Raw genomic sequence first — 22,238 nt, 5'->3', positions numbered from 1 at the left:
AACCCTGTTGGCTTAGGTTTGTTATTCCCCTGTCCGTAAATGGTTCTTCTCTTAGAACGCGCTATGCCTTTAACTGCTGTGAAGCAGTGATCAATTCCTTTCGTTACTTTCTGAAGTTGAAATTCCTCGAGATATTGAATCCGAAGAAGATATCACCTTTGTCCCAGCTACCATTTGTTTTAGACAGGTAATAAGGTCCGATCATTCCATTGGAATTAGTGAATACCAGCTGAAATACGTGTCCACCTGTCTCAATGTCTACTCCGAGGGAAAGTGAATTATATACCTTAGTTGACACTACCTGGTCAGGTAACAGATAATTGTATTCAGCTGTAAGACTCATCCTCTTGGTAAACTTCATTCTGCCTCCTGCGCTGATGGCAAAGATGTCATTATTATCCTGCGGTGTAGCCACAAGGTTATAATGCGTCCACGATGGCGCCAGCTGCAGGGACAGGTTACGTGAAAACTTCCTGGCTATGAGTAGCTGGGAAGTATAACTGGTACGGAAACGCGTATTCAGAAAAGATTTCTCCGTATAACGCTGTGTATAGTGAGTTACGAGTTCGTAGAGACTGATCGAAACCGGTATTGCGCCTGCACCTGCTGATTGACGTAATATCTTATACTTGATATTGCCATCAAATGCTTTGTCAACAGAACTTCTGCCTACGCCTACGGATAACCTGTCAGTTATTCCATAATCCAGGCCAAAGCGGATAGAAGCATTGTCCAGTCCGAACAGCTCATAAGCACCTTCATTCAGCTTACCGAAACGGTGCATAATGAGGAACTGCAGGTTTTGTTTACCGGGCGATTCTACAGTAGGCATGTTGATCAGCTGTGTGGCTTTGAACGTACCGGTTACGATATGCGGCTTATCAGCAGCATTCTCCGAATCGTTCAACATATTCAGCAGACTCGTATCCTGCGCAATGGCAGCTACATTTCCAAGTAATAAACACAATATGATATAACAGGCTATCTTTTGCATATTCAAAACTATTTTGCCGGCAGACACACCGCGACTATTTGTATATTAATTTGTGACGCAATCTTATCTTTTACCAGAGACGGGATCTTGATATTGAAGTCGGAAGGTTTCACCGCAAAAGCAGATTTCGCAGTCAGTTTTCCTTCCTGTACTTCCAGTTCTCCAGGCACAGTGATCTGCTGTGTAACACCGTGCAGCGTGAGCTGTCCACTTACCTGCACCTTATAGGTACCTGGCTTTGTGGGCACATCACCGGTAAAAGTACCGCTGAACTGTGCTTTAGGAAACTTATCGCTTTCCACGTAGTTCTCATTGTAATGCTCCTGCATCAACTGTTTAGGAAACAGGAAATTCCGCTGCAACAATGTAAACGCTACGGATTTCTTTGTAAGATCTACGGCGGCGAAAGCCTGGCTGTTCTCAGCTTTGATATCTTCCAGTGGAGTTTTGGAGAAAAAGCTGACATTCCCGTTTCTGGTCATATATGTCTGCGCCTGCATGGGCAGGTAGGACAGACAAACCAGTACAATAAAGCATATGGTTTTCATCATCACAACAGTTTAATTGTTCAGTGCACCATGATTGATCCAGGATCTGATCTTATTAATATTACAATCAGACAATTTCGAACCGCCCTGTGGCATAGCAGGGTAACCAGGATCGTGGTTGATTACGTGCAGGAGATTACCATTGTCAACCTGTGCCTTCACACCGGCATAGGTGCCAAGTGATACGCCACCGCTTACGTTGCCATTGGCATGACAGCCGTAACAGCTGGCGCTGATGATAGGCTGAATGTTGGCTGCATACTTCATATTGGCGGTATCACAGTTATTATTGCCACCACCATCAGGAGGATTGTTGTTGCCAAGATCCTGTTCGTTGTCTTTTGAACATGAAACGATGGTAGTTGTGCATGCAATGGCAATTGCAAATAAAGGGAACAGTAGTTTTTTCATAATCAAAATTGTTACTTGTGATTTATAATAGTTGCGTCGACAATACTTACATCCATCAGCATTCCGGTGCACAATCCCTTGATCAGCACTGACTCTCCTATTTTAGGCAGCTGCTTCTCCTCTCCGGGAACAATGCTGCAATTCACGCCTCCTGCACCTCCTGCGAGTAATACGGATACTGATGTTCCTGTTTTCTGGACATCAGTGACAGTACCTTTCACTTCTACTACCTTATTCACATAATTGCTGTTAGCCTGCTGTTCATTACTGGCAAATTCTTCGTACAGTTTCTGCGCACTGATATGTTTATCTGTGCGGGCTTCTGCTGCGGAAGTCCTTGGCTTATTGTACAAATAGTATCCTGTTCCCGCCGCTATAAGGCAAAGCAATGCCCCTGCGAGAATGATCAATTTTCTTCGCGTCATGTTATAATCTTATTAAGTACGGTTCTTATTTCAGCCGCAATGGCCGTGTCAGGCCAACGTTCATGCCCACGCTCGTTACGGGCAGCTCTCCTACACCAATGCCTTTTACAGGTATCATTACATATGGTTCTACCCGCAGGGTTCCTAATACACCAACCGGGCGTTCATAGCCAACGCCCAGGTGCACGTTTGAGAACCAGTCTTTGGTGGATTTTTTATACACCCAATCCCGGTCTCCATAAGTTCCATAGTATTCGTAACTATAATTATATCCCTGTTTTTTCATGACGTACGACGACATCCCGCCGTTAACATACCAACTGCTTTTTTTCCCTATAGCAAAAGTATATCGCACATTCAGCGGTATTTCGTACATGTTACACCACCCATCCACATCTATCAGCTTCATGTCATCTGGCCATGGTGTTTTCTTTGTGTCGAAATATTTGCCTTCTGAATAATAATATTTGCGTTCGTATATCACACCGGTTTCCACTGCCAGTCTTTTACTGAACCTGTAACCGGCTATCAGTCCTACGTTATATCCCACATTGGAAGTACGCTGAAATTTCACAGTCGTGATATCCGGGCTTGCAATCAATCCGTAATACAATCCTTTTCTCAGGGAAGCGGGCTCCTGTTTCATCTTCCTTGCCGGCACTGTAACGTTGCTATCAGCCCTTACAATGGCCGGTATCCGGATCCTGTTGCTGGCATGCAGGATATTCACTTTCGGATATATCTCCCTGTTAGCAGTGCCCCTAATGCCATCAAGGCTCAATTGTGTATTATTAACAGCAGTTATCCCCGGCCTGGCAGCAGGATAACTGCTGGTGGGAACATCGCGGACCACGCCAGAGCGTACAGCGGTATTCCCTGTCTTCCTGTTCACGGAGGATTGTTCACTGTTCCCTGTTGTCAACCGGCCGGCCGTATATTGATCAGGTTTTACTGTAACCTCCTGCTTATTATTCCTGCCTACATGTTCATGCGTATCCTGATGATCGCTGCTACCGGTAGCAACGCTGTTTCCTTTTATGATCTGGCTTCCGTTTACAGCCTCTTTAGTATCCTGGTCTTTCTCTTCATTATACTGATCGTTCTCACTTTCATTGTTGTTTACAACATCCGGGGCAGCCGGTATACCGGTAGTCTGTGTGTTAACCGGCGTATGCTGCTGCTTAGGATGAGATAATGCTTTGCCGTCATCTCCTGAAAGAAGACGTTCGCCGTCGTACAGGCCTTTGATAGCTGTAACAAGAAGCAGTGCAGTCAGGATCCCGAAGAGACCGGGTCTAAACCACCAGCGACCGGTACGCCTGCCCGTAGCCGTTCCCTGCTGATTATTATCAGCCTGCTGCAACCTGTCCCGCACAGCTTCCCAGTCTCCTCCGCCAGTATTCAGGGGATAATCTGAGGCCGCATTGCGGAAAAGTTCGTCCATATCGTCGTCTAGGAGCTGCATACGTCTATTTCAGGTATATCTGTGTTTAATTTTTTTTGTAAGTACGCCCTTGCTTTGGCCAGGTTAGACTTTGAGGTACCAATACTGATATTGAGCTTATCAGCAATTTCCTGGTGGGAGAATCCATCAATTACATACATGTTGAATACCACCTGGTAGGATGGCGGCAATTCTTTGACCAGTACGATCAACTCTTTGTAATATAATTTCTGTTCGGCTGATTGTCCTACGTCCGGCACTTCCCATACCTCTTCCGGTATGCCTCCGATCTCAGGTATCATATTCTTCCGTCTCAGTTCATCAATTGCCGTATTGACCATAATCTTCCTGATCCATCCCATCAACATCTTTTCCTGGTCTTCAGATTCTTCGCAACTGAACTTGTCAAAACGGGTAAATACCTTCACAAAGCCATCGTTCACAACATCTTTGGCATTTTCATACCGGTAAATGTACCTGAACACGATCTTAAAAGCATAGCCATAGTATTGCTCATACAATAACTTCTGGCATCTGGGCTGTTTATTAATGCACCCCTGTATTATGGTAGTCAGTTGTTCCAATGCTTATCAATAGAGGCTCACATGTGTCCTGTATACCTTCTTAATACGGAACCCAACAAGAAAGGGTTGCCTGAGGTATAAAATAATTTCCAGATAAGAATCCCACAGCTATATAAGCAACTATTAACCAATTAGTTTTGGAAGAAAAATTATTCCCCGCCTGGTATTATCTACCGTAAAATTACATTTATTCCGGGTTTATTACCCTGGGGAATGGCCCCCGGCCCCGGGGGAAACCCCGTTTCCCCGGGCCCGGGGTTGGAATCCGTTTTCCGGGTTAAAAACCCGTTCCCCGGGGTTTGAAAACCCCGCGCTACAAACACACGGCACCTACGGAGCCGATTGACGGTTTGTTGCCCGGTTTTATTATCCCGCGGATGGCCGTTGCTCCGGGGTGAAAACACGTTCGCGGGGTTGAAACCCGTTCCCCGGGGTTTGAAAACCCCGCGCTACAAACATACGGCACCTACGGAGCCGATTGATGGTTTGTTGCCCGGAACTGGCTAGCAATAAATTAGTTATTTAAGTTCCTGTTTCCAGCTGGCGATAGCCGCAGTGTCGGCAGGGGTGACTGTAATGGTACCGTCCTGGGTAATGTCTGCCTGCTGGCCGGACAACAGGGTCAGGTCCTTCCCTTCTGTCTGTATCCTGAGACTGTTTCCCAGGGCCGTAACTACCAGGCGGGATGGGGTGGTATGGGCATGTATATTAAAATGAGGGCCTGTTACATCGGCATATACTTCATAAGCCCGGATATGAAATGGCTGAGTGACACCATTGCTTACTTTGAAACTGGCCTCTCCTTCCACTTCCACTACCCTGCCAGCCACATTATAGGTGGCCGGATACCTGACGGCACTACCGATGTTCATCCACACCTCTGTACCATCGGGCAGGGTGTCTTTAGACTTATGCTGACTGGCGGAAGACATTGCCCTGAAAGAGGCTGATTTCTCCGAACGCATCACGATCAGGTAAATACCCGGCCCTACTATCAGAAACAACAGTGCGGCAATGGCGTACAGGTAATTGAGGCGATGGGAATAGAACCGCCTGATCATCGGGGTACTATCTGCCGGTATAGGCCGGTCTATCGCCGTAGCTTTTAACACCATGCGCATCCAATGTTCGTCGAAAGGAGGAATAGCCGGAGGCTGTACCTCCAGCAGCTTTGTTTTCTCCACTACCCATTGATTGTGACGGGACGTTACACTACTGTGCGCCACATCCTTCAGACATTGCCTTACAGACTGATGCACGGCGTTTATGGCGTGAGTAACAGTGTCGGCTGACAACTGCATAGCTGCAGCTATCCTAGCGGGAGGCATTCCTTTTAACCGGTGCATCTCATAGATCAGCCTCCGCTGCTCAGGCAGGGACATGATCGTATCGTGGATCAGTGACTGATAAGCCTTGTAATGCTGTATTTCAGGAGGAATGTCCTCTTCATACTGTGGTATGGGGAGCAGTTCGTCTGCTGATGTGTCCTGCAGATAACTATAACATTCCTGCAGGGCTACCGAGCGCACATAGGCGTCCAGATCTTTTACGAGAGGTAGCTTGTCTCTGTGCAACCAGATGATGATGAAGGTTTCCTGCAGTACCGCATTAACACACCGGGCATCTCCTTTGAGGATAATAGCAAGATCAGCATATACCAGGGGAGCCACAGCCCTGAAGAATCGGGCAAAAGAAGTTTCATTGCCTTCAGCAATACTTTGTAGCAGTTCTTTCCCGTGGTAATTTATCTCCTCCATAACCAGGACGATCAGAACAGGAATATACGAAATATATGGAACCTGATCAAACCTTCGTCCAGCGGCCCATTTCAACGATCAAAGCAAAAGCGTAGTTTTGCGGCACGGCTAAATCGTCGGTAACATGGAGTTCGAATATAAAGTTGTCTGGATCATTGGCGCCTCTTCCGGTATCGGGGCCGGGCTGGCGAAAGCATTTGCAGCACAAAACGCGCGGTTGATCCTTTCTTCCCGCGATTATGCTGCTTTAATCGCACTGGAACAACAGCTGAAAGGTCATACCGCGTGTACAGTGCTGACGGCTGATATGACGGATCACGCAGGATTAGCACAGGTAGTTGAACAGGCCATCAGTGTCTATGGGCATATTGACATTGTTATTCATTCAGCCGGTATTGGACAACGCTCTCTCGCTATTGATACACAGTTGTCTGTATATAACCGCCTGATGGAGGTAAACTTCCTCGGCCCGCTGGCACTTACACAATACCTGCTGCCCCATTTCAAAAGACAGGGGCATGGACATGTGGTAGCAATCAGCAGCATGTCGGGCCTGATGGGCTTTCCTATGCGCAGCGGTTATGTTGCTTCCAAACATGCATTGAAGGGATATTTTGAAACACTGCAGGTGGAACATACACTGGACAACTTTTATGTGACCATTGTAAGTCCCGGCAGGATCAAAACAGCACTATCACTATCCGCCCTTACAGGCGACGGCATAGCTTACGGGAAGATGGACAAAGGGCAGCTGCATGGTATTCCTGTCGATGAGTGCACCGATAAGATACTGAAGGCCATCAGCCGGAAAAAGAAACATGTGATCATCGCCAGAAGCGAACGGTTGCTATACTGGCTCAGAATACTAATACCACCTGCTTATTATCGCATTGCAAGGAAGAGAGGATTGGATGGTAACTGACAATAAGAATAGCACCGTCTTGCCACACCAGGCCAGCAGACTTTTCACACGATGGAACAAGATCGTCTGTCATGCTCATGAGATTGCTGTAATACATACTGGTAAGATCTTTGATCTTATCTATACATGCCCAAAAAATCCTCATCTTCCAGATCTTCCGGGCGCATGCGGGCTAAGTTTCCCGCCACAGTAGCACCCATGCTGGCCACATTGGTAGATAAACCAGTTGAGGCGCAGGGTTGGATGTATGAGGTAAAATGGGATGGCTATCGCGCAATAGCCTTGCTGAATAAGGGAGATACACACCTTATCTCACGCAACAATAAATCTTTTGATGAGAAATTCTATCCTGTTCTCGACGCATTAAAAGCATGGAACATCCACGCAGTAACAGATGGAGAAATAGTAGTGCTCAATGAAAGCGGGAGCTCGAGTTTCGGAGATCTGCAAAACTGGAGGAGTGAGGCGGATGGTGAATTGATCTATTATGTATTTGATCTTCTGTGGTTGAATGGGTATGACCTTACACAACTGCCCCTTATACAACGCCGGGAGTTACTGGAACAACTGTTTCCCGCACCCGATATTATAAGGCTTAGCGCCAGCTTTCACACTTCGCCTTCAGAGTTTCTCGCAGCCGCAACATCACTGGGCCTCGAAGGTGTCATCGCCAAAAAAGAAGATAGCCTTTACTATCCCGGTGTACGCACAAATGAGTGGCTAAAGATCAAGATCAATAAAAGACATGAAGTGGTCATAGGCGGCTACACCCGCAACGAAGACTCATCCAAACCTTTCAGCTCATTGCTGGTGGGTATTTTCGACAATGGTCAATTGCAGTATACCGGTAAAATAGGTACCGGTTTTTCTACCGCCAGGCAGAAGGAAATGATGCAATTATTCAAACCATTGACCATAAAAAAGTCTCCTTTTACAACAGTCCCGGATATTAATAAACCTTCCCGCTTCAGGCCCAATCCGCCGAAAGCTGTAGCCACCTGGCTGAAGCCGGAGCTGGTATGTGAAGTAAGTTATGCTGAGATCACTTCGGATGGCGTGATGCGCCACCCCTCCTTCGAAGGCATGCGGGAAGATAAAGCGGCAAAAGACGTCACGAAAGAAGCGCCCCAGCCTGTGGAAAAGGCAGCAAAGAAAACAGGTACGGCTATTTCTCAAAAGATGTTAACACCGGTAATAGGTGGTAACCGTAAAACACTACTCAATCCATCCGAAGATACACAGGTCAGAAAGATCAATAAGCATGAACTAAAGTTCTCTAATCTGAATAAAGTGTTCTGGCCGGAAGAAAAATATACCAAGCGGGACATGCTGAACTACTATTACCAGGTAGCTGCGTATATTGTACCATATCTGAAAGACCGTCCACAATCGCTGAACAGGTTTCCCAACGGCATAAAAGGCAAGAGCTTTTATCAGAAAGATGTAACCGGGAAAGCACCCGACTGGATCAAGACCTTTCCTTATCATACCAGTGACGGACAAGATAAAAACTTTCTGGTAGGTACAGACGAAGCCAGCCTGTTATACATGGCCAACCTGGGCGCAATTGAGATGAACCCATGGAACAGCAGGATACAAAAACCGGATTACCCTGATTGGTGTATTATCGATCTGGATCCAACAGAAAAGAATACCTTTGAACAGGTAATACAAACAGCGCTTGTCACCAAAGAAGTACTTGACAGCATCAAAGTCCCTGGATATTGCAAAACATCCGGCTCCACCGGCATACATATCTACATTCCTTTAAACGCTAAATATACTTACGATGAATGCCAATTGTTCGGCAAGTGGATCGCTACACAGGTACATGCGGCATTGCCTTCATTTACCAGTATAGAACGTATGACGCAGAACAGAAAAGGCAAAATATATGTTGATTATTTACAGAACAGGCCTAAAGCCACACTGGCAGCCCCCTACTCGTTACGGCCAAAGCCAGGCGCTACAGTATCTATGCCTTTGCATTGGGAGGAAGTAAAAACGGGACTAAAGATGAAAGACTTCAATATTACCAACGCTGTGGCCAGGGTCAATGAAATGGGCGATATATTCAAACCGGTACTCGGCAAGGGAATTGATATGAAGAAGATAATAAGTGCTATGCAACCATAACGTTTATTTATTAACCTTTAAATTCTACATTATGGCAAAGTATTCAAAAAAGAGCCAGGACAAAGTGGAAGAGAATATGCATGAAATGAAGGAAGGTAAACTGAAAAGCGGCAGAAGCGGCAGGAAAGTCACTAATCCCAAACAAGCTATCGCTATAGGACTGTCAGAAGCCAGGAAAGAAGGCGCTAAAGTACCAAAGAAAGCAGCTGCGAAGAAGAGCGCTGCCCCCAAGAAAAAAGCTGCTGCGAAGAAGGCTGCACCTAAAAAGAAAGCCGCCGCAAAGAAAAGAGCGACACCTAAGAAGAAAGCTGCTGCTAAAAAAGCGGCTCCAAGGAAAAAAGCTGCTGCGAAGAAGAGAGCTACACCTAAGAAGTCTGCCGCAAAGAAAAGAGCAACACCAAAGAAGGCGGCAGCCAAGAAACGGGCTGCACCAAGAAAGAAGGCTGCTGCTAAGGCTTAAAAATTACGAGTCAGCAATCAGTAATTGATCACTTCCCCGACAACCAGGCGAGGAACTGAGGTGCTTTTTCTTTACTGATAGTGATCACCTCTTTGAAGGGCACAGACAGGTTCACGCATAACTTACGGGATACATAGTGGGAAGCATCTTTTATGGCCTTACGGTTAACGAGGAACTGTCTGTTTACCCTGAAGAAATTACTGCCACAAAGCTGTTCAGCTTCTTCCAGTGATTTCTTCAGGTAATAGTGTTGTCTGTCGAAGGTCATCAGGCACAAAGTCTCTTTTTCTATATAGAACAATACGATATTCTCCAGCCGTACCGGCACTATTTTGTCTTTATAGTGTACCAGTATAGCGGCTGGTTGAGGCGTATGTTGCTGCACGGTTTCAGCAATTGTATTGGCAGGATTTTCTTTGCCTGCACCGGTAAACTGACGGCGCAGATTGTTATACTTTTTGATCGCATCTGCAATAGAGGCATTTGTGAATGGTTTCAGTATATACTCGATGCCATTGGTTTTAAATGCCTGCAGGGCGTATTCATCGTAGGCGGTACAAAAGATAACAGGCGCCGATACCTCTACTGTTCTGTAGATGTCAAAGCTCTCCCCATCGCCCAGTTGTATGTCACTGAAAATCAAATCGGGCATCTCGTTGCGCTGGAAATAGGCTACAGCCTCCCGCACTGATTGCAGCACGGCCACTACTTCAACTGTGTTGTCCAATTGCTGGATACTTTCTTTAAGATCTTCTGCTGTAAGTACTTCATCCTCTATGATCACTACCCGCATGCTGTAAGATTTTTATTTTTACGGTGAATGTCCTGCCGTCGTCTTCTATCAGGATATCTTCTCCTGTCAGCATCTTATAACGTTCTGACAGGTTCATTAATCCGCTGCCGGTAGAGGCCTCGGTCTGGTGCTTTACCTGCAGGTTGTTCATCACTTTCAGATAGTCACCTTCCTGAACAACATCCAGGTACAAGGGATCTTCATTGGTCAGCACATTGTGCTTGATCGCGTTTTCCAGTAAGGGCTGCAATGAAAAAGCCGGCAGCCAGCGATTGCTCAATGCCTGCTGATCGATATCAATAGAGAATTTCAAGGCTTCTCCTGCACGCATTTTCTGCATTTCCAGATAGTCTACACTCAATTTTATTTCATCTCTCAGTGAGATTATATTCTTATGTCCCTTCGAAATACTGGCCCGCAGAAAGTCTGACAAATGGATCAGGTATTCTTCCGCCTTTTCAGGGTGACGGCGGATCAGGGACTTCAAGGTATTAAGTGCATTAAAAAGGAAATGAGGATGTATCTGCTGCCGCAACAACTGGTTGATAGCTTCCGTATTGGCAAACTTCAGCCGGGCATTCTCCAGTTCTGCATCATTTTTGGCATGTAGCAGGATGATATAGTTATGGACCATCAGTACAAAGATGTTAAACACAGTACCATGCAACATAAACAGCAGCGGCCATAGTGATTTGTTCCTCACCTGTTCATACCAGTCAGGAATAACAAAAGTATGCAGGCAGGTAGCGAACACCATCTTAAACATCAGGAAGTTAAAGAGCAATGCACCCGAAAAGCTTGTTATGGCGCGGTACAACTTGAACCGTCCGGAAAAATAATTCCAGCGCCTGGAAAGCCACGTCTGTATGCCTACATTGTACATGCTGAGGAACAGGATCACTGTGAAAATCACTCCCGATTTAGCAAGGACTGTGCTCAGGGAATGTTCTTTGGCAGAAGAGGTCAGCCCCACCAGGATGGCGATAGTTAACGCTGCGATAAAACCTACGCGTATGAGACTTTTTACAGGTAATCTTTTCATGTGCTTCAGATTGCAAGTTAAGTACAAAGGTTGAGTACTATGTACTTTGTGGTGTCCGATTCAACCGCTTTTTTGTCTGTTTCAGCCCCGCCACTTTTTGCATATCAGATAATTATTATTTGTTTCGCACTAAATTTACACCTGATGAAATCAAAATTGTTGCTCATTGCTGTTATGCTGACGGCTGGAAAAGCCATGGCACAGCAAAAACATACAATTAGCGGAACCATTAAATCCAAAGCCAAAGGAGAAACCCTCATCGGCGCTACTGTAAGGGTCAGTGGTGGCGGTGGTACCACAACTAACGAATATGGATTCTATTCCATTACCCTTACAGACGGCAAGCACAGGCTGGAATTCTCTTCTATGGGTCTACAGGCCTTTCAGTCAGAGTTTGTGCTCCGGAAAGACACTGTTATCAACATCTCCCTGGAAGACGAATCTGTCAGCCTGGGAGCAGTAACCATTACCGGTACCAGCACCAAAAGGAGCCTCAGTACTCCACAGATGGGGCTGGAGAAACTGACTACCAAAGAGATGAAGAATGTGCCCGTATTACTGGGCGAAAGAGATGCTATCAAAGTTATCCAGTTACTACCCGGTATCAAGTCGGCCGGAGATGGTAACGCCGGTATGTATGTACGTGGCGGCGCTGCCGATCAGAACCTGATACTCCTGGATGAAGCCCCCGTGTACAACGCTTCTCACCTGCTGGGTTTCTTCTCCACCTTCAATTCCGACGCGATTAAAGACATCGCGGTGTATAAGGGCGGTATGCCCGCACAATATGGCGGACGTTTATCTTCGGTACTGGACATCAAAATGAACGACGGTAACAACCAGGACTTCGGCGTGAGCGGTGGTATTGGTCTCATTTCTGCCAAACTGAATGTAGAAGGTCCTATACAGAAGGATAAATCTTCCTTCCTCGTTACGGGCCGCAGAACATATGCCGATATGTTCCTCAAACTTTCCAGCGATTCCAGCCTGAATAACAATACGCTCTATTTCTATGATATCAACGCCAAGCTGAATTATGAGCTGGGCGATAAAGATAAATTGTACCTGTCCGGTTATTTCGGGAAAGATAAACTGGGTGTAGGCGATCTGTTCGGCCTGCAATGGGGTAACACTACTGCTACCCTGCGCTGGAATCACATCTTCAATAACAAGTTGTTCTCTAACACCTCACTCATCTACAGTAATTACGATTATACGATCTCTATCAACAGTGGTTCTGTAAATGCAGATATCTATTCGAAGATCAGGGACTACAACCTGAAAGAAGAGTTACAATGGTATCCATCTTCCAGCCATAACATTCGTTTCGGTATCAATTCCATTTACCATACCATTACTCCGGGACAGGTCACTACGTCTGAAACGTCGCAGATCAATGCCAGGACACTGGAAGACCGTTACTCATGGGAGAATGCACTGTATGTTACCGATAGCTGGAAAATGTCTGACAACCTGAGCATGACCTATGGTCTGCGTCTCACTTCTTTCAGCGTGCTGGGTAAAGGCGACTTCTTCAACATAGACAAGGATGGTAAGATACTCGATACCCTGCATTATAAAAGCGGAGATTTCGTAAAGACGTATCTCAACCTGGAGCCCAGACTGGCACTGAGTTATAAGCTGAACAGCTCATCTTCACTGAAGGCATCTTATGTACGCAATACACAGAACCTTCACCTGATTTCCAACAGTACTACCAGCAGTCCAACGGATAAATGGGTGGCCAGCACCAATATCATTAAACCTGAAATATCTGACCAGTACTCCATTGGTTACTATAAAGACCTCTTCGGCGGCGACTATGAACTGACGGTTGAGACCTATTACAAGTCTTTACAAAATCAGATCGACTACCGTGACGGCGCCAATGTCAACACTGTCAGCAATGCGATAGAGTCAGAACTACTCTTCGGTAAAGGACGTGCTTATGGTATTGAGTGGTTGTTCAAAAAGAGAGTGGGTAAATTCAACGGATGGGTGAGTTATACGCTCTCAAAAACAGAAAGACAGATAGATGGTATCAACAACAACAAATGGTATAATGCTCGCCAGGACAGAACACATGATGTAGCCATCGTGGCCATGTACCAGATAAGTAAGAAATGGACATTGTCTGCGAATTGGATCTATTATACCGGCGACGCAGTAACTTATCCTTCCGGTAAATATCAGATAGATGGTCAGACCGTTTACTACTTCACCGGTCGTAATACATACCGTATGCCCGATTATCACCGTCTGGACCTGGGCGCTACATTACAGCTGAAGAAACGCAAACGCTGGTCTTCTGAACTGGCCTTCAGCCTGTACAATGCTTATGGAAGGGAAAATGCATACACTATCACCTTCGAAGACAGTAAGGAAGATCCGAATAAGACAGTTGCGAAACAAACTGCATTATTCAAATTCATTCCTTCTATCTCTTACAATTTTAAGTTCTAATGACCATGCGTAACAGTTTTATATATACCATACTAGGCTCGGCGTTGTTACTCGGCACCGCCTGTGAAAAGGAGATCGATCTTAATCTGAACGGCAATGACAACAAGCTGGTGATCGAGGCTGTACTGACAGATACTAAAGGCGATTGTGTTGTGAAACTCAGCCGTACCAAAGATTTTGCTGCAGACAATTCGTTTGCAGGCGTATCTGGTGCAAAGGTGCAGATCTATCACAACGGCGATACCACACTACTGACAGAAACAACGACCGGCGTGTATACTGCACCTGAACTATCCGGCAGCAGTGGCAATACATACGGCTTGCTGGTCACCCTCGGCGATGAACAGTATACAGCGACGTCCTATATGCCCTCCAGAGTACCGATGGACTCTTTGTCTATCGTGGAGGAAGATCTTTTCGGCGATATGACCAAGGTGGCCAATGTGAGCTTTAAAGATCCTGCAGGAGAAACAAATTACTACCGTTTCCAGCAGTACATCAGGGGCACAAAAGTAAAACGATACTATGTGCGCAATGATGATCTTACCAACGGCAATGATATTAATACACGCCTGTATATCCTCGGAGAGGACGATGACGACCATGAGTATGATATCAACAGCGGGGATGAGATTACAGTAGAGATGCTGAATATTGATGCTGCGGTATATAAGTATTTTTATAGTCTCAGCAGCAGCGCTACCGGTGAGAATGATTCCGCTACGCCAGCAAACCCGGTGAGTAATATTTCAGGGGATGCGATCGGGTATTTCAGTGCGCAGACGGTAGAAAGGAAGACGATCATCGTGCCTTGATAAATTTATTTCAGAAAGGCGCCGGCTGTGATTTCTTTAAGAGCTCGCAGCCGGCTTTTTTTACCGGATGCCTGATATCTCCCCGGTACCAATCCGGTACCAATCCGGTACCGATGGCCTCATCTTATGTTCATCCTACGTTTTGAACGTAAGATGAACATAAGATGAGGCCATTGGTACCGGATTGGTACTATAGGGGTATATATTCGGTATCTCTTTGGTGAAGATTCGCTTCGACTCTATAGCTATAGGCGCTATAGAGTCGAAGTGAATCTTCACCGAATGGTCTGAGGGGTCATTGATTTACAGTTTGTTATTCATAATTTCCTGATCTGCAATTTTTTAACATAAAAAAGACATTGCATCCAATACCCTTTGTTCATTATTTCCGGAGGCGATCCAGCCTCACCCGGATGATTATTGCCTGCGCACCGGCGCCTCCCGGAGTAAATTCGACGAATAGTCCAATACCTTCCTTTGTCTCCAATTATGGCCGCGTTTTTCGCCCTTCCTTTGCCACAAAATGACAAATATGGGAACATTGTTCAAAAAGAGCTACGAAGTCATAAAACAGGCTGGAAAGCGATAAAACACAACGGTCCCATCTGCAAGGGCGGAAGTAAAGAGGAGCTGGTCAGGCAGTTGAGCTTTACCTCGTTTTGGATGCCTCCCAACCTATCATTGCCATTTTACGGGTACTTCCCCAGTGATATTCACCAAATTCACCATTTGATCTGATTACGCGGTGGCATGGAATCAGAAAAGCGACCGGATTGTTACCGATGGCCGTTCCAACCGCCTGGTAAGCCCGTTCCGCATGAGCAGCGACAGCTACTTTCCCATAACTGGACAGCTCGCCCATGGGTATCTGCAACAGTGCCTCCCAGACCTTCAGCTGAAAAGGCGTACCCTTGAGGTGCAGTTTCACCTGCTCCAGCGTATTCCAGTCCTGGGTAAAAAAGTACAATGCATTTTGCTGGATCATGTCGAGTATCTGGTGAAAGCGCGCATTGGGGAATTGCTCCCGCAGATGCAGGAAAGCCTGTTCCTGGTTCTCTTCAAATGCCAGGTAACAAAGCCCCTTCGGAGTGGCGGCCAGGATGAGGGGACCAAACGGGCTCTCGGCAAAACTGTAGTTGATGGACAGGGCTTCTCCCCCGTTTTTATATTCGCCTGGAGTCATGCCTTCAATTTTCATAAAGAGATCGTGTAACCTACCGGTTCCGGAAAGACCGGTTTCAAGAGCGGTATCAAAAAGGGAAGCCTGTTTCTCTTTTAATAGCGACTTGGCATATTCTACACTGAGATATTGCGTAAACTTTTTAGGACTGACACCGGCCCATTCTGTGAACATGCGCTGAAAATGGAATGGACTGAGGTATACATTTTCAGCCACTTCTTCCAGTGAAGGCTGCTTTTTGAAGTTCATTTTCAGGTATTCAATCGCCCTGGCGATCCGCTCGTAATTCGTTAATTCCTGAGAAATCATATCTATTTCATTTACAATACAAAAATAGACATTCCGGTTTATGACATAAACCCGGTTCTTGCGGAGTTCATTACACAAATTTTGCCGTAATTTTGCCCCCTGATTATGAACACGAACCTGCCAATATTCGATATTCCGTCCACAATCCGCTACTACCTGTCGCTTGACAAAAAGGTGACACAGAGTTTCGGGATGGATAAGTACGATGAGCTGCTTCAACCAAATAACTTTGCTGTACTGAGCAACGAGGGAAGCGTGAAGAGTGGTCCTCCTATCCGGACTGACCATTATGCGGTTATTTTGTGCATCAGGGGCACCTGTCAGAAAACTATCGGCGCCTTTACTTTTGATGTAGGTCCAAAATCACTGCACATCGTATCACCTAAACACACCACTTCATTCGATAATGCTTCTGACGACCTGTTACTGTACATGGTGATGTTCAAGAAGGAGTTTATCACTGACACGTTCATCAAGCAAAGCGCGCTTGATCCGCTGATAGACCTCAATCCTTCCTGTGCACCGGTATATACATTGTCAGATCCGCATTTTCTGAAGACCAAACAACTTTTTGAAAGGATAGACCGGGAATACCGTGAAGGCAGTCCCTTCTTCCTGCAGATTGTACGTTTACAGGTGGTGGAATTGCTGTATGAAGTGAACCGCGCTTTTGAAAAATGTCAGGAAAGCCGGCCCAATCATCAGCTAACAAGGCAATATGCCACTTTTGTCAATTTCAGAGATCTTGTGGAGGAGCACTTCCTGCATAAAAGGACAGTCCAGGAGTATGCCGATATGCTGCACATAACCGCCAAACATCTGAGTGAGATCGTGAAACAGGAAACCGGTAAAAATGCTTTGCAGATCATCCACAGCCGCTTATACCTGGAAGCAAAACTACTGCTGTCCACCTCCTCTCTCAGTGTGAAGGAAATATCAGATCAGCTGAACTTTGATACCAGCTCGCATTTCAGCCGGTTCTTCAAGAAGTTTGCAGATGAGAATCCTTCGGATTTTAAGAAACTATCCGTAGCATAAAATTTCTATCGCATAATATACAATACAATAGGGCCTTTCAAAAGAAAGGCCCTACTCCATTTGATTATAAACCCCTTAACAATTATGTCCTATGGTCCTATGCTTATCCTAATGTATCCTAAGTTTATGCTTATAATTTGAAAGTGTATGCTACTCTTAATCCTATCAGATTAGCTGCGTCTCCACCGTCAACAAATTTTGAGTTACCGTCAAACTTCACACCTGCATCCAGGTAACTGCCTTTGCCAAGCGGGATCAGGTAACCAATTTGTGGGCTATAGGTGAAGGCCGCTGTCTTATAACCGGTTGGACCATTTGTTATAAAGTTCACACCGGCCTGTCCCTGTACATACAGATTATTGCTCTGGAAAGGATAATACCTTAAACCAGCTTTCACGGGAATCCACTGTAAATCGTCCAGACCAGGTACATCATCTGCAAAAACATTCGCAAATCCTGCATTCAGGTTCACATATAATGTCTTTTTGATGATAGCATAATCTGCCTGTACGGAACCGCCTAAAGACCACTTATAAAAATCGCTGAAATTCCCAACCGGTATTCCTGCTTCCGGACCAACACTCAGAGAGAATGAAGGTCTTTGTGGTTCACTGTTGCCTTTCGTTTGCGCCTTTACTCCTACTGCCACTGCCAATAATAATGCTAATGTCGCAACGCCTGTCTTAATAGTCTTTTTCATCGTCTTTCGTTTTAATCTTTGTTCTGTTAATCTTTTGTTCTTCTATTTATTCGCAGCTGCTGTATAAATCTGATGACACAAAATTATGTCGCAACACATTGCCCATCAATCCCAAAAAGGCGGATAAAAAAACCAATTTTTCTGATCGCAATAAAAAATTTAGATGAGCAGAAAAATTGGTTTCTTAAACCGTGATATTGGTTTTTCATATACCCCTGAGAGGTGCTACATTTGTGACGCAAAACACGAAAAATAATTACAGTAATAAACAGTTGTAGGTTTAGGTAGAAACGGGTGTAATCATACACCCGTTTATTTTTTTACAGACTGCCTATTGATCCATCATTCGCGTCCCCTGACAGTTACCAGCATGCAGCACGTCCCGTCAGGACTGATTTACGCCAGCTTTCCTCCAGGTCTTCAATTTGATCCGGGCTTTCTCCTCGCCAGCTCGCAGCAGTTTAACTGCGCTAATATGTAACGGTAATACCAGCGCCTACCCCCATGTCGCTGTCATAATGTGTAGAGAGTGAAATATATTTGGACAGAATGTATCTGAAGCCTGCCATATATTCCTTATCAGTGTTAGCCATAAAATTAAACCGCAGGCGACGGGTTATGGGCACATCTTCACGGCTTAACTGGAAACGCAGGCGGCCATCAGTATCTATGGAAGCATCTGCAACGACCAACAGGGGAAGTGTATATTCTATACCTGCGTGTAATACACTACGGAAGTCTTTTGTATTAGACTGTCCAAACAGGTTCTTCTCTTCTTTACTGCCTTTACGGTAACGTACATCCCAGCCTACATATGGAAACAACCATTGCGTCTGCCCCAGATATCTACCTAAATGACTTTCCGTTTCATATCCGTTCGCTCCATTCAATCCTATTCTCCATTCCGTTTGTAATCTGTAACGGGTATTGAAAAAACTCAGTTCACCATCACTACCATTACTTTCCAAACCTATCCTTGCAGCAGTATGGATCTTCCTGTCATCCGCATATATCTTACGGATGGCCCTTGCCGGATCGGGTATCTCGGGATTGGGCGGAGAATCCTGGTAACTGAAGATGCGGCCCATACCACTCATCATGTGATATAGGATATGGCAGTGGAAGAACCAGTCGCCACTTTCCGTAGCGGCAAATTCTATCGTGTCTGTTTCCATTGGCATAATGTCCAGGGTATTCTTCAAGGGGGAATAATCTCCCTGCCCGTTCAACACCCTGAAGAAATGCCCATGCAGGTGCATAGGGTGGCGCATCATGGTACCATTATACAGGATGATGCGCACATTCTCTCCCTTTTTAATGAGGATCTTGTCTGATTCAGATACGGTCTCGTTATTAATACTCCATACATACCGGTTCATATTGCCGCTGAGATTAAAACGCAGTTCCTTTACGGGGGCCTCCGGCAGATTAGTTTTTACCGGAGACCGCAGCATGGCATAGTTCAGCGTTACCCCGGGGTCTTCGCTATACATCACGGCATTCATATCCATCTGTTGAAGACTCATCTGCATGTCCATATCATTCATCTGCCCGTTCATCTTCATCATGCCATTCATCATCTTCATACCTTCAAAGTATTTCAGGCGTGGCAGCCGTGTGGCTTCTTTCCGCGGACCATTTCCCAGGAACAGGGAGGTTGCTTTGGTACGGTCTTCCGCCGTAGCGAGAAATTCGTAGCTACTGTCTGCCGGAAGACTTACGATCACATCGTATGTTTCTGCCACGCCTACAATAAGCCTGTCCACTTCCACCGGTTCCACATCCATACCATCATTCGCTACAACAGTGATCTTGCCACCGGCATAGGTCAACCAGAAATAGGTAGAGGAACTACCGTTTATGACACGCAGTCGTACCTTATCGCCTGCTTTAAACTGTGGTTGCACATCTACAGGCTTACCATTGCTGAACAACTGGTCGTAGTATACGTCACTGACATCCATGGCCATCATCCGTTTCCATTCGTTGGTTAGCTTTGTAGAGAAGTTTTTCTCTTCAATGGCCTCTCCATAACTCTGCACGCTGTTCTTCCTGACGGCGTACCAGTCTGTAGCCGTATGCAGCGAACGGTCTACCTGGTGGGGATTTTCATTTGTCCAGTCGCTTAACAGCAATGTATGTTCCTTCACATCTGGCACATTTCTCTTCCTGATAATGAAAGCGCCATACATGCCACTTTGCTCCTGGAACATGGTATGTGAATGGTACCAGTAGGTTCCATGCTGTATGAGTGGGAATTTGTACAAATGAGTCTCTCCCGCTTTAATGGGTGCTGTAGTCAGGTAGGATACTCCATCATAACGGTTGGGCAGCAATAGCCCATGCCAGTGTATGGAGGTTTCCATATTCATAGTATTATGCACATAGATCTCTGCCGTATCACCTTCTGTAAAAGATAATACAGGTGCGGGTATGCCGCCGTTTATAACCATGGCATGCCTCATCTTACCACTTGTATGAATCATAGAATCTGACACATACAAGTCATAACGGATAGTACGGGCTGCCTGTGAAAAGGCAGCCACGTACGACAGTAATACGATCACTGTCAACAGAAAACGTTTCATCACTGATAGATTATACTGTTCCGGATTATTTGATTGTCTCAGTTACCTTACCGCAGGACAGCATCTGCTTGCCGTAGTAGGGATTCTTCACGGCTGCCTCTCCGCTTAACCAATAGCTTTTCTGCATTGGACAGTATTGCTGGTACACAGGTGTATCAGACAGTTTTACTGCTTTGGCAAGGATGAAGATGTTGTTGGAGAATGTCTTGAATTTTTCACGTTGCGCGCTGAGGTCTGCCGATTTGGCGATAGCAGTGGCATCTGCAGTCAACTTTTCGGACAAAGGCATAAATGCCTTGTGTTCTTCAGCAGATAGCGCATGCATATCTACACTGTTGATCACCTTTATAAATTCAGCAGCCTTTGCGCTGGCCGTGCCGGCATCACTGTTCACCAGTGCATTTTTTACATCATAATACAGCGACAGTAATTGAGACAGGGATGGATTTGCAGCTTTTGCAGAGAAAGTGGCTAATAATATAGTAGTGGCTATGATAAGACTTTTCATGATGATTTGTTTAATTGTTTGAAATAATAAATAGCGGAGATCATGCCTTACCGGACGTAAGGCAAACTGTTACTTTCAAACAAAAAATCAAATCTGGAAGGATTGAATGGACACACGGATGTCCACCGGGGGAGGATTTTGTTGCGGAACTATATATTTGTGGCGGATACCATAATAACCCTGGTAGATAGCCGGGAGGTATAACACCGGATATAAGCAGGCCTGCAGCGGTAATGGTGCAGATTCGTCCAGCTGTGATTGACTCTTATCCAGCTGTTCAAATTTAACCATATCATCGCCACAGCATTTATGGGGTGCCTTTTTGTGCTCATGGTGCATTGCATGTGTATCATGCATGTCGTGATGACCATCTGACCACAGATCACTTTGTACGGCACAGGCAAAACCGATACCTGTATTCAGGAAGAATACAAATAGCAGGAAGACTGCCCGGAGTGATATGATGGTCTTTTTGTTCATGTCACACAAAGGTAACAGCTGCCTCCGGCACGGTTGTTATATAATTCTGGCTGGATGTTATATAATTTACGGGCGCCGATCAATACGCTATTTTACAGGCTGTTACCCTTGAAGTGCATTCTTTTGTACCCTTTGCCAGTACAATATTGATCTCTGCCAGTGTTTCTTTTTCTGCAAAAAATCCTTCCACATTCAGTTGTTGATACCCTGGTTTGGTGACGGTAAAAGTGTGTGTGTTCTTTAGGCCCAGGTATAGGGTAAAAGCACCGGAAGTGTCGGCAGAAACAGTTTTTCTACCTTCTTCCAGGGCGATGACTACGCCGGGAAGAGGTACGAGGGTGTCTTTCTTTTCCGGAAGCACCTTCAGTTCAAATACATGTCCTGTCAGGATAGCGATAGTGGTATCTGGTTCCGGACCGCAATTGAAGTAGGTCACCCTGCTTTCATATACGGTCGAGCAGGCGGTGAAGGCTGTTCCCAGGAATAGACAAGGGAGCAATGAGCGAAATAGCGTCATGACATCATAGATTAATATACGAGGGTTTTCCCACGGCTTTCCACCATAGCGCCCATTCCGGATGCAGAAGGGGCTCACGCCTCTGTGTGTTTTTAAGATACGGTTGAAGTGCTTCTTGTCGGTA

Annotated in this window: 21 protein-coding genes; 6 read left to right on the top strand and 15 right to left on the bottom strand. The window is 45.6% G+C overall.

Going from position 1 to position 22,238, the window contains the following annotated elements; all coding sequences use genetic code 11:
* Positions 1-103: 103 nt before the first annotated feature.
* The 7 genes from L3C95_RS29520 to L3C95_RS29490 form a co-directional block, all read right to left on the bottom strand.
* Positions 104-994, bottom strand: coding sequence for a DUF5777 family beta-barrel protein (locus L3C95_RS29520; protein WP_236393869.1), 891 nt, complete (start codon positions 992-994; stop codon positions 104-106).
* 8 nt (positions 995-1,002) lie between these two features.
* Positions 1,003-1,545, bottom strand: a complete 543-nt coding sequence (locus L3C95_RS29515; RefSeq protein ID WP_236393868.1) for a YceI family protein — start codon at positions 1,543-1,545, stop codon at positions 1,003-1,005.
* 9 nt (positions 1,546-1,554) lie between these two features.
* Positions 1,555-1,953 carry a c-type cytochrome gene (locus L3C95_RS29510; protein ID WP_236393867.1) on the bottom strand — a complete coding sequence of 133 codons (399 nt, stop codon included), beginning with the start codon at positions 1,951-1,953 and terminating at the stop codon, positions 1,555-1,557.
* 11 nt (positions 1,954-1,964) lie between these two features.
* Positions 1,965-2,378, bottom strand: coding sequence for an OB-fold putative lipoprotein (locus L3C95_RS29505; protein ID WP_236393866.1), 414 nt, complete (start codon positions 2,376-2,378; stop codon positions 1,965-1,967).
* 25 nt (positions 2,379-2,403) lie between these two features.
* Positions 2,404-3,843, bottom strand: a complete 1,440-nt coding sequence (locus tag L3C95_RS29500) for an outer membrane beta-barrel protein (protein WP_236393865.1) — start codon at positions 3,841-3,843, stop codon at positions 2,404-2,406.
* Positions 3,831-4,406, bottom strand: a complete 576-nt coding sequence (locus L3C95_RS29495; RefSeq protein WP_199652671.1) for an RNA polymerase sigma factor — start codon at positions 4,404-4,406, stop codon at positions 3,831-3,833. Before L3C95_RS29495 ends, L3C95_RS29500 begins: the two co-directional genes overlap by 13 nt.
* Before the next feature lie 518 nt (positions 4,407-4,924).
* On the bottom strand, positions 4,925-6,163 hold the full coding sequence (locus L3C95_RS29490) for a sigma factor-like helix-turn-helix DNA-binding protein (protein ID WP_236393864.1): 1,239 nt from the start codon (positions 6,161-6,163) through the stop codon (positions 4,925-4,927).
* A gap of 124 nt (positions 6,164-6,287) precedes the next feature.
* On the opposite strand from L3C95_RS29490, the gene L3C95_RS29485 reads away from it, so the two are divergent.
* The 3 genes from L3C95_RS29485 (at position 6,288) to L3C95_RS29475 (ending at position 9,681) form a co-directional block, all read left to right on the top strand.
* Positions 6,288-7,085 (top strand): SDR family oxidoreductase, encoded by a 798-nt coding sequence (locus L3C95_RS29485; protein WP_236393863.1) that lies wholly within the window; start codon positions 6,288-6,290, stop codon positions 7,083-7,085.
* Positions 7,086-7,211: 126 nt separating this feature from the next.
* On the top strand, positions 7,212-9,221 hold the full coding sequence (gene ligD / locus L3C95_RS29480; RefSeq protein WP_236393862.1) for a DNA ligase D: 2,010 nt from the start codon (positions 7,212-7,214) through the stop codon (positions 9,219-9,221).
* Between the two features lie 31 nt (positions 9,222-9,252).
* Positions 9,253-9,681, top strand: a complete 429-nt coding sequence (locus L3C95_RS29475; protein ID WP_236393861.1) for a DUF6496 domain-containing protein — start codon at positions 9,253-9,255, stop codon at positions 9,679-9,681.
* A gap of 28 nt (positions 9,682-9,709) precedes the next feature.
* Here L3C95_RS29475 and L3C95_RS29470 read toward each other — a convergent pair whose 3' ends face one another.
* Both L3C95_RS29470 and L3C95_RS29465 read right to left on the bottom strand, forming a co-directional pair.
* Positions 9,710-10,474: a LytR/AlgR family response regulator transcription factor gene (locus L3C95_RS29470; protein WP_236393860.1), complete on the bottom strand. Its 765-nt coding sequence runs from the start codon at positions 10,472-10,474 to the stop codon at positions 9,710-9,712.
* Complete coding sequence (locus tag L3C95_RS29465; RefSeq protein WP_236393859.1) at positions 10,449-11,516, bottom strand: sensor histidine kinase; 1,068 nt, start codon at positions 11,514-11,516, stop codon at positions 10,449-10,451. Before L3C95_RS29465 ends, L3C95_RS29470 begins: the two co-directional genes overlap by 26 nt.
* Positions 11,517-11,660: 144 nt before the next feature.
* Here L3C95_RS29465 and L3C95_RS29460 point away from each other — a divergent pair, with 144 nt between their 5' ends.
* Both L3C95_RS29460 and L3C95_RS29455 read left to right on the top strand, forming a co-directional pair.
* On the top strand, positions 11,661-13,979 hold the full coding sequence (locus L3C95_RS29460) for a TonB-dependent receptor (RefSeq protein ID WP_236393858.1): 2,319 nt from the start codon (positions 11,661-11,663) through the stop codon (positions 13,977-13,979).
* A 5-nt stretch (positions 13,980-13,984) separates the two neighbouring features.
* Positions 13,985-14,794, top strand: coding sequence for a DUF4249 domain-containing protein (locus tag L3C95_RS29455; protein ID WP_236393857.1), 810 nt, complete (start codon positions 13,985-13,987; stop codon positions 14,792-14,794).
* Between the two features lie 649 nt (positions 14,795-15,443).
* On the opposite strand, the gene L3C95_RS29450 is transcribed toward L3C95_RS29455, so the two are convergent.
* Positions 15,444-16,283 (bottom strand): methylated-DNA--[protein]-cysteine S-methyltransferase, encoded by an 840-nt coding sequence (locus tag L3C95_RS29450; protein WP_236393856.1) that lies wholly within the window; start codon positions 16,281-16,283, stop codon positions 15,444-15,446.
* 105 nt (positions 16,284-16,388) lie between these two features.
* On the opposite strand from L3C95_RS29450, the gene L3C95_RS29445 reads away from it, so the two are divergent.
* Positions 16,389-17,321 (top strand): helix-turn-helix domain-containing protein, encoded by a 933-nt coding sequence (locus L3C95_RS29445; RefSeq protein ID WP_236393855.1) that lies wholly within the window; start codon positions 16,389-16,391, stop codon positions 17,319-17,321.
* A gap of 130 nt (positions 17,322-17,451) precedes the next feature.
* Here L3C95_RS29445 and L3C95_RS29440 read toward each other — a convergent pair whose 3' ends face one another.
* From L3C95_RS29440 to L3C95_RS29420, 5 genes are all read right to left on the bottom strand, one after another.
* Positions 17,452-18,021, bottom strand: a complete 570-nt coding sequence (locus L3C95_RS29440; protein ID WP_236393854.1) for a hypothetical protein — start codon at positions 18,019-18,021, stop codon at positions 17,452-17,454.
* Between the two features lie 470 nt (positions 18,022-18,491).
* The gene (locus L3C95_RS29435) at positions 18,492-20,609 is read right to left on the bottom strand and encodes a multicopper oxidase domain-containing protein (RefSeq protein ID WP_236393853.1); all 2,118 of its coding nucleotides are present in this window, start codon (positions 20,607-20,609) and stop codon (positions 18,492-18,494) included.
* 25 nt (positions 20,610-20,634) lie between these two features.
* The gene (locus tag L3C95_RS29430; protein WP_236393852.1) at positions 20,635-21,117 is read right to left on the bottom strand and encodes a DUF3347 domain-containing protein; all 483 of its coding nucleotides are present in this window, start codon (positions 21,115-21,117) and stop codon (positions 20,635-20,637) included.
* A gap of 87 nt (positions 21,118-21,204) precedes the next feature.
* Positions 21,205-21,597 (bottom strand): hypothetical protein, encoded by a 393-nt coding sequence (locus L3C95_RS29425; RefSeq protein ID WP_236393851.1) that lies wholly within the window; start codon positions 21,595-21,597, stop codon positions 21,205-21,207.
* A gap of 79 nt (positions 21,598-21,676) precedes the next feature.
* Positions 21,677-22,114, bottom strand: coding sequence for a hypothetical protein (locus L3C95_RS29420; protein ID WP_236393850.1), 438 nt, complete (start codon positions 22,112-22,114; stop codon positions 21,677-21,679).
* Positions 22,115-22,238: the final 124 nt, after the last annotated feature.

The organism is Chitinophaga filiformis, assembly GCF_021646545.1.
Classification (GTDB): Bacteria; Bacteroidota; Bacteroidia; order Chitinophagales; family Chitinophagaceae; genus Chitinophaga; species Chitinophaga filiformis_A.
This window is presented reverse-complemented; position numbering and strand designations above follow the sequence as displayed.

Bases quoted from the DNA above. Each gene is read 5' to 3' on its own strand.
- L3C95_RS29520 (WP_236393869.1), bottom strand. From the start codon at position 994: ATGCAAAAGATAGCCTGTTATATCATATTGTGTTTATTACTTGGAAAT.
- L3C95_RS29515 (WP_236393868.1), bottom strand. From the start codon at position 1,545: ATGATGAAAACCATATGCTTTATTGTACTGGTTTGTCTGTCCTACCTG.
- L3C95_RS29510 (WP_236393867.1), bottom strand. From the start codon at position 1,953: ATGAAAAAACTACTGTTCCCTTTATTTGCAATTGCCATTGCATGCACA.
- L3C95_RS29505 (WP_236393866.1), bottom strand. From the start codon at position 2,378: ATGACGCGAAGAAAATTGATCATTCTCGCAGGGGCATTGCTTTGCCTT.
- L3C95_RS29500 (WP_236393865.1), bottom strand. From the start codon at position 3,843: ATGCAGCTCCTAGACGACGATATGGACGAACTTTTCCGCAATGCGGCC.
- L3C95_RS29490 (WP_236393864.1), bottom strand. From the start codon at position 6,163: ATGGAGGAGATAAATTACCACGGGAAAGAACTGCTACAAAGTATTGCT.
- L3C95_RS29485 (WP_236393863.1), top strand. From the start codon at position 6,288: ATGGAGTTCGAATATAAAGTTGTCTGGATCATTGGCGCCTCTTCCGGT.
- ligD (WP_236393862.1), top strand. From the start codon at position 7,212: ATGCCCAAAAAATCCTCATCTTCCAGATCTTCCGGGCGCATGCGGGCT.
- L3C95_RS29475 (WP_236393861.1), top strand. From the start codon at position 9,253: ATGGCAAAGTATTCAAAAAAGAGCCAGGACAAAGTGGAAGAGAATATG.
- L3C95_RS29470 (WP_236393860.1), bottom strand. From the start codon at position 10,474: ATGCGGGTAGTGATCATAGAGGATGAAGTACTTACAGCAGAAGATCTT.
- L3C95_RS29465 (WP_236393859.1), bottom strand. From the start codon at position 11,516: ATGAAAAGATTACCTGTAAAAAGTCTCATACGCGTAGGTTTTATCGCA.
- L3C95_RS29460 (WP_236393858.1), top strand. From the start codon at position 11,661: ATGAAATCAAAATTGTTGCTCATTGCTGTTATGCTGACGGCTGGAAAA.
- L3C95_RS29455 (WP_236393857.1), top strand. From the start codon at position 13,985: ATGCGTAACAGTTTTATATATACCATACTAGGCTCGGCGTTGTTACTC.
- L3C95_RS29450 (WP_236393856.1), bottom strand. From the start codon at position 16,283: ATGATTTCTCAGGAATTAACGAATTACGAGCGGATCGCCAGGGCGATT.
- L3C95_RS29445 (WP_236393855.1), top strand. From the start codon at position 16,389: ATGAACACGAACCTGCCAATATTCGATATTCCGTCCACAATCCGCTAC.
- L3C95_RS29440 (WP_236393854.1), bottom strand. From the start codon at position 18,021: ATGAAAAAGACTATTAAGACAGGCGTTGCGACATTAGCATTATTATTG.
- L3C95_RS29435 (WP_236393853.1), bottom strand. From the start codon at position 20,609: ATGAAACGTTTTCTGTTGACAGTGATCGTATTACTGTCGTACGTGGCT.
- L3C95_RS29430 (WP_236393852.1), bottom strand. From the start codon at position 21,117: ATGAAAAGTCTTATCATAGCCACTACTATATTATTAGCCACTTTCTCT.
- L3C95_RS29425 (WP_236393851.1), bottom strand. From the start codon at position 21,597: ATGAACAAAAAGACCATCATATCACTCCGGGCAGTCTTCCTGCTATTT.
- L3C95_RS29420 (WP_236393850.1), bottom strand. From the start codon at position 22,114: ATGACGCTATTTCGCTCATTGCTCCCTTGTCTATTCCTGGGAACAGCC.